At 46.8% G+C, this 8,923-nt stretch carries 10 protein-coding genes; all 10 read left to right on the top strand.

Annotated features, from left to right (window positions below):
* Window positions 1–306: 306 nt before the first annotated feature.
* The 10 genes from rpoN (at window position 307) to DW033_RS17150 (ending at window position 8,920) form a co-directional block, all read left to right on the top strand.
* Window positions 307–1,764: an RNA polymerase factor sigma-54 gene (gene rpoN, locus DW033_RS17195; protein WP_005860047.1), complete on the top strand. Its 1,458-nt coding sequence runs from the start codon at window positions 307–309 to the stop codon at window positions 1,762–1,764.
* Between the two features lie 6 nt (window positions 1,765–1,770).
* Window positions 1,771–2,391 (top strand): hypothetical protein, encoded by a 621-nt coding sequence (locus tag DW033_RS17190; RefSeq protein ID WP_005863464.1) that lies wholly within the window; start codon window positions 1,771–1,773, stop codon window positions 2,389–2,391.
* A 16-nt stretch (window positions 2,392–2,407) separates the two neighbouring features.
* Window positions 2,408–2,788, top strand: coding sequence for a glycine cleavage system protein GcvH (gcvH, locus tag DW033_RS17185; RefSeq protein ID WP_005863462.1), 381 nt, complete (start codon window positions 2,408–2,410; stop codon window positions 2,786–2,788).
* 2 nt (window positions 2,789–2,790) lie between these two features.
* Window positions 2,791–3,297: a 5-(carboxyamino)imidazole ribonucleotide mutase gene (gene purE / locus DW033_RS17180; RefSeq protein WP_005860041.1), complete on the top strand. Its 507-nt coding sequence runs from the start codon at window positions 2,791–2,793 to the stop codon at window positions 3,295–3,297.
* Between the two features lie 106 nt (window positions 3,298–3,403).
* A complete protein-coding gene (locus DW033_RS17175) occupies window positions 3,404–5,239 on the top strand; it encodes a 4-hydroxy-3-methylbut-2-en-1-yl diphosphate synthase (RefSeq protein ID WP_005863460.1) in 1,836 nt (611 codons plus the stop codon).
* Window positions 5,240–5,288: 49 nt separating this feature from the next.
* Window positions 5,289–5,582: a hypothetical protein gene (locus DW033_RS17170; protein WP_005863458.1), complete on the top strand. Its 294-nt coding sequence runs from the start codon at window positions 5,289–5,291 to the stop codon at window positions 5,580–5,582.
* Window positions 5,573–5,893 (top strand): type II toxin-antitoxin system RelE/ParE family toxin, encoded by a 321-nt coding sequence (locus DW033_RS17165; RefSeq protein ID WP_044545172.1) that lies wholly within the window; start codon window positions 5,573–5,575, stop codon window positions 5,891–5,893. The genes DW033_RS17170 and DW033_RS17165 overlap by 10 nt, the downstream gene beginning before the upstream one ends.
* A gap of 3 nt (window positions 5,894–5,896) precedes the next feature.
* Window positions 5,897–6,331: a dUTP diphosphatase gene (gene dut, locus DW033_RS17160; RefSeq protein ID WP_022192384.1), complete on the top strand. Its 435-nt coding sequence runs from the start codon at window positions 5,897–5,899 to the stop codon at window positions 6,329–6,331.
* Window positions 6,332–6,359: 28 nt separating this feature from the next.
* On the top strand, window positions 6,360–8,078 hold the full coding sequence (locus DW033_RS17155; protein ID WP_005863454.1) for a tetratricopeptide repeat protein: 1,719 nt from the start codon (window positions 6,360–6,362) through the stop codon (window positions 8,076–8,078).
* Complete coding sequence (locus DW033_RS17150) at window positions 8,075–8,920, top strand: DUF4292 domain-containing protein (RefSeq protein ID WP_005860032.1); 846 nt, start codon at window positions 8,075–8,077, stop codon at window positions 8,918–8,920. The genes DW033_RS17155 and DW033_RS17150 overlap by 4 nt, the downstream gene beginning before the upstream one ends.
* The last annotated feature ends 3 nt before the right edge of the window (window positions 8,921–8,923 follow it).

The raw sequence follows: 8,923 nt of genomic DNA, 5'->3' as shown, positions 1-8,923 counted from the left end.
GGCGATATCATGCAGCGCATCGGAGACCATGACCGCATCGAGGCTTTCATGACCTGCCCGTCTCGCCCGAGACGCAAGCCTCCGCAGAGATCGTAACGGAAGAATTACGTCTGATCGAACGATTCTTCCTCCCGATCAAACGGATCGTGAAGGAAGGATTTTAAAGTCGCTAGGGTCCATCATGCACCTTGTTTAGAACTATTATAGTTTAATAGCTGTACTGTTAAAACTAAAAACTTATATTTGCATGTTGATAAATAAGAGGGCGGGTGATTGTCCTGCCCTTACAGTGCAATGATTTAGATTATGTTAAAGCAACAGTTACAACAAAAGTTACAGCAAAAGCTATCCCCTCAGCAGATACAGTTGATACGGCTTCTGGAGCTTCCCGCGATCGAGTTGGAAGAACGTGTGAAGCATGAGCTGGAAGATAACCCAGCCTTGGAGGAAGGAAAAGAGCCTGTTGATGATTTTGAACGAACTGAAAGCGAGGAGGGGGGAGAAGAGATCCCTTCTGTTGATACTGAGACCGACCTTTCTTTGGGAGATTATTTAACGGAAGACGATATACCTGATTATAAGCTACGGGAAATGACCGAGCGTGCGGAACGGAAAGAGGATGTCCCCTTCTCCGTAAGCCAATCCTTGAATGAGTTTCTGTTACAGCAGCTCGGGTTAAGGGATTTACCGGATAAGCAAATGAAAATAGCGGAGTATATCATTGGAAATATCGATGATGACGGTTATTTGCGCCGGGACCTTTCGGCGATAGCGGACGATTTGATCTTCCAAGCCGGACAAGAGGTAGATGAGAAGGAGATCGAGTCTATCTTGAATATCATCCAAGATTTTGAGCCTGCCGGGGTAGGTGCCCGTGACTTGAAAGAATGTCTGTTGATCCAGCTGGATAAGAAGGAGAATACTCCGGTTACAAATTTGGCGATTCGTGTTTTGACCGAATATTTCGAGGAGTTCACCCGCAAACATTACGATAAGATCTTACGAGGTCTCGATATCGATGAGGAAACGTTAAAGAAGGTCATTCACGAGATTACTATGTTAAATCCGAAACCCGGAAGTAGTTGGGGTGGTTCTATGGAAGTGGCGATGAGCCAGATCATCCCGGATTTCGTGGTGGAAGCGCATAATGGAGAGCTTATCTTGAGCATGAATAACCGGGGGGTACCGGATATGCGTATCAACCGGGAGTATGCCGAGATGTTTCAGGATTATACGGCGAATAAGGCGAACCAAACCGCTGAGAGGCGGGATGCCGTACAGTTCGTGAAACAAAAGTTGGATTCCGCCCAGTGGTTCATCGACGCTATCAAGCAACGTAATGAGACCTTGCAGCGTACCATGGAGGCGATTATCTATTTACAACGGGACTTTTTCCTGACAGGCGATGAGGCTACCCTCCATCCCATGATCTTGAAAGACGTAGCGGAGCGTGCGGGATATGATATCTCCACTATTTCCCGGGTAAGTAACAGTAAATATGTGCAAACGAATTTCGGTATTTATCCGTTGAAATACTTTTTCTCCGAGTCTATGCAGACCGATACCGGCGAGGAGATCTCGACCCGTGAGGTGAAAAAGATCATGAAAGAACATGTAGATGCCGAAGACAAACGAAAACCGTTGACCGATGAGGAGTTGGCTACGATCCTGAAAGAAAAAGGGTATGTCATCGCCCGGCGTACGGTAGCGAAATACAGGGAGCAACTGGGGATTCCGGTAGCTCGTCTGAGAAAAGAAATATAAAAGCGTATGAAACTATTCTCGAATATAATATCCTTCGTGTTCCATCCGTTGCTTATGGTGACCTATGGGATCGTGTTGGCGTTGATGTTTACATTTCTCGCCATTTACCCGTTACCTGTGAAGCTGCTGATTGCCGGAGGTACCTTTATTTCGACAGCGATAGTTCCCGGGCTTTTCATCTTCTTATTGGTGAAAAATGGCGCGGCCGGCGATATAGAGCTTTCCGACCGGAAGGAGCGGGTGGTTCCTTATCTGATTTTTATCACTTCCATCTTGGTATGTATCTTTTTCCTGTATAAGATGCTGATGCCGTTTTGGTTGTTAGCGATGCTGATCGGGGCTTGCGTAGCCTTGGTAATCGCCTTATGCATCAATTTTGCTTGGAAGATTAGCGCGCATGCCATTGGTATCGGCGGGTTACTGGGCGGTGTTATGGGAGTGGCGCGTATCCATATGATAAATCCCTACTGGGCTTTTATAGTCGTGTTGATCGTGGCCGGTTTATTAGGTACCTCGCGTATCTTTTTAAAAAGGCATACACCAATGCAGGTATATGCGGGGTTTTGTCTGGGATTTATATGTACCTTTGTAGCCTCATTAATGAGTTATATCTATTTATTCATCTAATAAAAACACTAAAATTATGAATTTTCCTGCAGATTTAAAGTACACAAAAGACCATGAGTGGATTCGTGTAGAAGGTGACGTAGCTTATGTTGGTATTACTGATTACGCTCAAGGCGAGCTAGGTGAGATCGTTTATGTAGACATTACGACAGAGGGGGAGACCGTCGCTCAAGAAGAGGTGTTCGGTACGATTGAAGCTGTTAAGACTGTTTCCGATCTTTTCATGCCGGTTAGCGGAGAGGTTTTGGAAGTAAACGCTGAATTGGAAGACGCTCCTGAATTGGTTAATGAAGACGCTTATGGTAAAGGTTGGTTAATCAAGATTTCTCTTACGGACGCTTCTGAGTTGGAGGAACTATTATCCGCTGAAGACTATCAAAAATTAATCGCTAAATAAGAATGACACCTGTTGTAAGTATTATCATGGGTAGTACCTCGGATCTACCCGTTATGGAGAAGGCGGCTAAGTTCTTGGATGAGATGGAGATCCCGTTCGAGATGCATGCTCTATCCGCACACCGTACTCCCGCTGAGGTGGAGGCTTTCGCCAAAGGAGCTAAAGGACGTGGAATCAAGGTTATCATCGCCGCTGCCGGAATGGCCGCTCATCTTTGCGGTGTGATCGCTTCCATGACGACGGTTCCCGTGATCGGCGTGCCTATTAACTCTACGCTGGACGGTATGGATGCCTTGTTGGCTATCGTACAGATGCCTCCGGGAATCCCTGTGGCTACTGTCGGCATCAATGGCGCTTTGAACGCTGGTATCCTTGCGGTGCAGATGCTTGCCGTCGGCGACGAGCAACTTCAGGAGAAGCTATCCGCTTATAAGGAGGATTTGAAGAAGAAAATCGTGAAGGCTAACGAGGAGTTGGCTAAGGTTTCTTTTAAATACAAAACTAATTAATTGAAAGTTGAAAGTTGAGAATTGAAAATTAAGGAGAAAGTCTCTCTTTAGGTTTTCAGTTCTCAACACTCATTCTCAATTTTCAATTCTCAATTTTCAATTAACAATGGCTTACTTTAATTACAACCGCCGTAAATCATCCGTTGCCCAAATCGGTGACACACCCATGGGAGGTGAGAATCCTATCCGTATTCAATCCATGGCTAATGTATCAACGATGGATACGGAGGCGGCGGTAGCTCAAGCGATCCGTATGATCGAGGCGGGAGCTGAGTATGTGCGTTTTACGGCACAGGGGGAACGGGAAGCCCGAAACTTGGGCGAGATTCGTAAACAATTGAATGAACAAGGGTATACGACTCCTTTGGTCGCTGATATCCATTTTAATCCTAGAGCGGCTGATGCCGCCGCCGGTGAGGTGGAAAAGGTACGTATCAATCCGGGAAACTATGTAGATAAGGTAAAGACATTCAGCCATCTTGAATATACGGATGAGGAATATGCCGCCGAGATCGAGAAGATCCGTGAGCGGTTCGTCCCTTTCTTGAATATTTGTAAGGCACATGGCACCGCTATTCGTATCGGTGTGAATCATGGCTCGCTCTCCGATCGTATCATGAGCCGTTATGGTGATACGCCCGAGGGGATGGTAGCGAGTTGTATGGAGTTTCTTCGCATTTGCCGGGAGGAGAATTTCCCGGATGTGGTTATTTCGATTAAGGCTTCCAATACCGTTGTCATGGTAAGGACCGTGCGGTTGTTGGTTCGTACGATGGAGGCCGAGAATATGCATTACCCCTTGCACCTTGGGGTAACGGAGGCGGGTGACGGTGAGGACGGGCGTATCAAGAGCGCTGTCGGAATCGGTACGCTTCTATGTGACGGTATCGGTGATACGATCCGGGTTTCCTTGAGTGAGGACCCCGAGGCGGAAATGCCGGTAGCGCGTAAATTGGTGGATTATATTAGGGAACGGGAAAATCATCGTCCTATCGAGGCTTCGATGGCTCCCGGTTTCGATACGGTGGCGACATGCCGTCGTATAAGCCGTGTGGTGGAGGGTATCGGAGGTACTTTCCCGCCAGTCGTGATCTCCGATCGTAGTAACGGGGATTTTGAGTTTGATCATTTGTCCTTGCCGGACTATATATATATAGGAAAGGAAGATCCGGATAATTTGCCGGATAATTTCCGTTTATTGGTAGACGCTCATTTTTGGAAAGAGCGTCCGAATGCTTTTCCTTGCTTCATCGCCTCGGAAGCGGAGGAGTTAAAGGATTACGATTGTCCGCTTAAGTTTATCCGTCTGACGTATATGGATCTTACGGATCGTATGTTGGAGATCTTGAAAGCGGATAAGACCGTGGTGGTTTTATTAAGTACACATCATCGGAATGGGGTTGGCTCGCAACGTGCGGCTATGCATAAATTGCTGATGGCGGGTTGTGACGTGCCGGTTGTCTTGCATCGTGATTTCCGGGAGACGGATGTGGAGTTGTTGCAACTGAAATCCGCCGCCGATTTCGGTACGCTTTTGCTGGATGGTTTTGGGGATGGCTTGATGCTGCACAATGAGGGATGCGAGGCGGTTGTCTCGGATCGCTGTATGTTCGGGATCTTGCAGGCTACAAGAACCCGTATCAGTAAGACGGAATATATCTCTTGTCCGAGTTGCGGACGTACCTTGTACGACCTACAAACAACGATCGCCCGTATCAAGGAGGCTACTTCCCATTTAAAAGGCTTGAAGATCGGTATCATGGGCTGTATCGTAAACGGCCCCGGCGAGATGGCCGATGCCGACTATGGTTATGTGGGTGCCGGACGTGGACAAATCAGCCTGTATAAAGGTAAGGAATGTGTCCTCAAGAATATCCCCGAGGAAGACGCTGTAGAACGTTTAGTTCAGTTAATAAAAGAGAACGGGGATTGGGTTAATTAGTTAATTCATTACCTTTGTGGAGATCAAGGATTAGAACCTATTAAGAAGTATGACAGTAAATGAATTGAAATATGTATATATAGAGGAAACCATGAGTGCCTTAGGTAATGAGGAGCTTATGGAAGCGATTCTTGATGCTGTAAGAAAAGTAAAAGTAAAGTTTCAAGAAAGACAAGAGGTTTCTGATAGTTTGTTTGGAGATGTACCGGCATTACCTCATTCGATCGCTCAATTGAAAGAAAGTCTAGGGAGGGCTGAAGAGGATCGTGTCGCTGGACGTTTTACCCCGAGCGAGAAAGTCTTTCAAGAGCTAAGAAATGAATATCCGTTCTTATGCAAGTAGTTTGGCTTGATGAGGCTAAGGTGTTGTTTAAGGAAGCGATATCGTTTGGTTTTCTTGCTTTTGGGGAAAAGGCCGTGATTCGTTTTGTGGACGAAGTGCAGAGAACAAATGAGCGGCTGTCTGTTTTCCCTCGTTTAGGTAAGATTGAACCTGCTTTGAGAGGGCTTGAACGAGAGTATCGCAGTTTGGTTGTTCATAAGAATTATAAGGTTATTTATTATATAGATGATGATATGGTCTTTATCGCTTCGTTTTGGAGCACTCGGTGTAATCCGAATAGTCTCCGTTCGGGAATAAAGAAAATAAGATAATATATGAAAGTAAGAATTATCAATAAATCGCATCACCCGCTGCCGGGTTATGCGACTCCTTTATCTGCCGGGATGGATATCCGGGCGAATTTGTCGGAATCGGTTGTGTTGAAACCGTTGGAACGTAAATTAATCCCGACCGGACTTTATATCTCGCTGCCGGAAGGCTATGAGGCCCAGATGCGTCCTCGTAGCGGGCTGGCTTTAAAGCATGGGATAACCCTGCTGAATACGCCGGGTACGATCGATGCCGATTATCGGGGGGAGATCGGTATCATTCTCGTGAATCTATCTTCCGAGCCTTTTACGGTGAATGATGGTGAGCGTATCTGCCAAATGGTTATAGCCGCTCATAGCCATGTGGATTGGGAACTCGTGGAGACGTTGGATGATACGGAGCGGGGAGCCGGGGGATTCGGTCATACCGGAAAAGAATAAGAATAATAAGGTTAACAAGAATAATAGGATGTTTAAGCAACTGATATATCTCATCTCTTTCCTCTCGTTGGTCGCTGTGCTCCCGGCTGGTGCTACAGAAACGGAGAAGGATCAACGTAAATTCGATTACTTCTTTTATGAGGGCTTGAACTTGAAGAACGCCGGGAAATTTGACGCCGCTTATGATGCCTTCAACCATTGCTTGGCGATTGACTCGACGGCGGCTCCGGTCTTGTATGAGCTTTCTTCTTTTTATGTACAGTTGAACCGTCCGGAGAAAGCGGTCGAGATGTTGAAAAGAGCCGTAGCCAACAGCAAGGATAATTTCACGTATAAAATGGCATTGGCGTCTATCACCCGGAATCTGGGTATGTATGGCGAAGCCGCCGAGGAGTACGAGGAACTGGTTCGTGATTATCCGGAGAAGGAGGAGCTGAATTATTATCTGGCCGATGCCTTGACGCAAGCCGGCGAGATCGGGAAGGCGATCGAGGCTTATGACGCCTTGGAGTCGGTTATGGGTATGAACGAGGCGATCTCCATGCAGAAATACAAACTGTACGTCCAGTTGGAGAAACCGGAAGAGGCTTTCAAGGAGATCGAGAAGCTAGCGGCTAAATATCCTATGGAGGCCCGTTACCAGATCGTATTGGGTGATCTTCATTTGGAAAACGGGGAGATGGACAAGGCTTTGGCTTGCTATCAAAAAGCGAATGAGATTGATCCGACTGACCCTTATTATATCGTCTCTATGGCCAATTACTACGAGGCGAAAGGAGATAAGGAGGCCGCCGAGCAACAAATCCGTAGCGCTTTGGTAAACGAGAAGCTGGACGTGGAGACGAAAGTGAACATCCTTTCCCGGTATATCTTGAAACTGCAACAAACGAAGCAGGGAACCGAGAACGCAAACCATTTATTCCAAACTCTTTTGGAGCAACATCCGGAGGATATTGACTTAAAGCTGATGTATGGCGGTCTCTTGATGGCCCAAGGAAAGACAGAGGAGGCGAAATTCCAGTTCCAGTTGGTAACCGAGATGGAACCGAGTAACGCCGGGGCTTGGCAGCAATTGCTGAATTTGGCTTTGAAAGGGGAGGATATCCCGGAGGTCATCCGTATCTGTACGGCTTGTATGGAGCTTTTCCCCGAGTCGCCGGAATATTACTTCTATCTGGGTATCGCTTACTACCAACAACAGAAATATCAAGAAGCCTTGAATACCTATTATGCGGGCTTGAATATCATCCCGAAGGAGAACCTGCCGCTGAAATCTGATTTCTACGGCCAGATCGGTGATATTTATTACCAGATGGGGCAATTGGATCAAGCGTATAAAGCGTACGATGAGGCATTGAAGTACAATGACAAGAACGTGGTCGTACTGAACAACTACAGTTACTTCCTTTCCTTGGAGAAGAAAGACTTGAAGAAGGCGGAGCGTATGAGCGCCCAATGTATCAAGCTGGAACCGGACAACGCCACGTATCTGGATACCTACGCTTGGATCTTCTTCGTACAAGGAAACTATACCTTGGCGAAAATCTATATCGAGAGCGCTTTGGAGAAAGATAAGACAAAGAGCGCCGAACTCGTGGATCATTATGGGGACATCCTTTTCATGAACGGTGATAAGGAAAAAGCGGTGGAGCAATGGAAAAAGGCGAAAGAGATGGGGAAGGATTCCGAGATCTTGAACCGTAAGATCGCCGAGCAACAATATATAGAAGACGAGAACGCGAAATGAAAAGAGACTATTTCTTGACCTTCCTGTTATGTGGAGGTCTTTTACTTTCGATGTTGACAGGCTGTAAATCGTCCAAGAAAGTCGGGACGGTGGAATCCGCTAGCGTGAAGGCTCATAATGAGTTCTTCCAGTCGGTGGAGGATCAATCCTTCCAGTTCCGTACCTTGACGGCCCGGCTGAACGTGGATCTGGATATCCCCGGTAAGCAAATGAGTTCTCGGGTGGATATGAAGATGGTCAAGGATAGCGCTTTCCAGCTGTCGGTACAGCCATTTCTCGGGATCGAGATCTTCCGTATCGAGTTGAGCCGGGATACGATCAAAGTGGTAGACCGCATGAATAAACGCTATATGATCGAGAATTATTCCAATTTGCAAGGACAGACTCCGATCGAGTTCAACTTCTATAATTTGCAGGCTCTTTTCACGAATCATCTGTTTATCCCGGGGGAGCAAGGCGTTTCCCGTAAGCATTATAATCGGTTTAAGCTGAATCAAGAAGGTCCGGTCGCCGAGATCAAGACGAAGGATGCCATGGGGTTATTCTATACCTTTAAGGCGGACGGCGAGGAGAAACTTCTCTCTACCTATGTAGCGGATCCTTCCGATCGTTATGCCTTGCAATGGCTGTACGAGGATTTTCGCTTGGTGGATCGGCAGCCGTTCCCGATGTTGATGGATGTGCAGGTGTTGAAGAACGGGAATCCCGAGGGTGGGGTGAAGATCCATTACTCCCGTATCCAACTGGACGAGCCGCTCAAGTTGGATTTCTCGGTTCCTTCTAAATATAAGCGTATTACCTTTGCGCAAGTATTGAAAACGATTACGAATCTGAATCAATAATCT

Source organism: Parabacteroides sp. AF39-10AC (assembly GCF_003635405.1).
Lineage (GTDB): Bacteria > Bacteroidota > Bacteroidia > Bacteroidales > Tannerellaceae > Parabacteroides > Parabacteroides distasonis.
This window is presented reverse-complemented; position numbering and strand designations above follow the sequence as displayed.

Coding starts and splice junctions, on each gene's coding strand:
- DW033_RS17190 (WP_005863464.1), top strand. CDS start 1,771: ATGAAACTATTCTCGAATATAATATCCTTCGTGTTCCATCCGTTGCTT.
- DW033_RS17165 (WP_044545172.1), top strand. CDS start 5,573: ATGCAAGTAGTTTGGCTTGATGAGGCTAAGGTGTTGTTTAAGGAAGCG.
- DW033_RS17175 (WP_005863460.1), top strand. CDS start 3,404: ATGGCTTACTTTAATTACAACCGCCGTAAATCATCCGTTGCCCAAATC.
- gcvH (WP_005863462.1), top strand. CDS start 2,408: ATGAATTTTCCTGCAGATTTAAAGTACACAAAAGACCATGAGTGGATT.
- DW033_RS17150 (WP_005860032.1), top strand. CDS start 8,075: ATGAAAAGAGACTATTTCTTGACCTTCCTGTTATGTGGAGGTCTTTTA.
- dut (WP_022192384.1), top strand. CDS start 5,897: ATGAAAGTAAGAATTATCAATAAATCGCATCACCCGCTGCCGGGTTAT.
- rpoN (WP_005860047.1), top strand. CDS start 307: ATGTTAAAGCAACAGTTACAACAAAAGTTACAGCAAAAGCTATCCCCT.
- purE (WP_005860041.1), top strand. CDS start 2,791: ATGACACCTGTTGTAAGTATTATCATGGGTAGTACCTCGGATCTACCC.
- DW033_RS17170 (WP_005863458.1), top strand. CDS start 5,289: ATGACAGTAAATGAATTGAAATATGTATATATAGAGGAAACCATGAGT.
- DW033_RS17155 (WP_005863454.1), top strand. CDS start 6,360: ATGTTTAAGCAACTGATATATCTCATCTCTTTCCTCTCGTTGGTCGCT.